The following is a 1071-nucleotide window of genomic DNA, read 5'->3' on the forward strand; positions in this document are numbered from 1 at the left end:
GAGGTGCCGGACGCGGAGGCGGCGGGCGAGAAGTCGGCGGGCGCGGAGACGCCAGGCACGGAGACGCCAGGCGCGGAGGCGGCGGGCGCGGAGACGCCAGGCACGGAGGCGGCGGGCGCGGAGACGCCAGGCACGGAGACGCCAGGCGCGGGGGGGGCACGGAGACGCCAGGCACGGAGGCGGCGGGCGCGGAGACGCCAGGCACGGAGACGCCAGGCGCGGAGGCGGCGGGCGCGGAGACGCCAGGCGCGGAGGCGGCGGGCGCGGAGACGCCAGGCGCGGAGGCGGCGGGCGCGGAGACGCCAGGCGCGGAGGCGGCGGAGGGCATCGGCGGTGCCGCCCGTTCGTCTCCCTCCCGCAGCAGTCGCTCGTGCAGCGCCCGCAGCTCCGGGCCCGGGTCGGTGCCGAGGCCCTCGGACAGGGCTCGGCGGGTGTCCTCGTAGGCGGCGAGGGCGTCGGCGCCTCGGCCCGCCGCGCGCAGGGCGCGGATCAGGAGGGCGTGCAGCGGCTCGTCGTACGGCCGGTCGGCGGTGAGCTGGCGGAGTTCCGGTACGACGTCGGAGGCCCTGCCGAGCAGCAGGTCCGCCTCGATGCGGGCGCGGACGGCCTCGGTGCGCCGGGCGTCGGGGCGCGCCGCCGCACTGCGGTCGGGCAGGTCGGCGAGGGCGGGGCCCTGCCAGAGGGCGAGCGCCTCGCGCAGTGTGCGGGCGGCCGTGTCCGGGTCGCCCCGGTCGAGGGCGGCGCTGCCCTCGCGCGCGAGGCGCTCGAAGCGGTGCAGGTCGACGCCGTCGGGGTCGACCGCGAGGCGGTAGCCGCCGGGGCCCGAGGCGATGGCGTCCTTGCCGAGGGCCCGGCGCAGGCGGCCGACCAGGGCCTGGAGGGCCGCCGGGGCGTCGGCGGCCSSTYCRCCGGCCCAGACCTCGTCGATGAGGGCGCCCACGGTGACCGGGCGGCCTGCGTGCAGCGCGAGGGCGGCGAGCAGGGCACGCAGCCGCCGGCCCCCCACGGGCAGGGGGACGCCTTGGTCGTCGTACGCCTCGGTGGCGCCCAGGATTCGGTACCGCACCGGGT

Annotated in this window: 1 protein-coding gene; it reads right to left on the bottom strand. The window is 80.6% G+C overall.

The features are described from left to right. On the bottom strand, positions 1-1071 hold a 1071-nt coding region (locus tag AB8Z36_RS41200), incomplete at both ends, for an AfsR/SARP family transcriptional regulator (RefSeq protein ID WP_369218455.1).

This window comes from Streptomyces flavofungini (genome assembly GCF_041028215.1).
Classification (GTDB): domain Bacteria; phylum Actinomycetota; class Actinomycetes; order Streptomycetales; family Streptomycetaceae; genus Streptomyces; species Streptomyces flavofungini_B.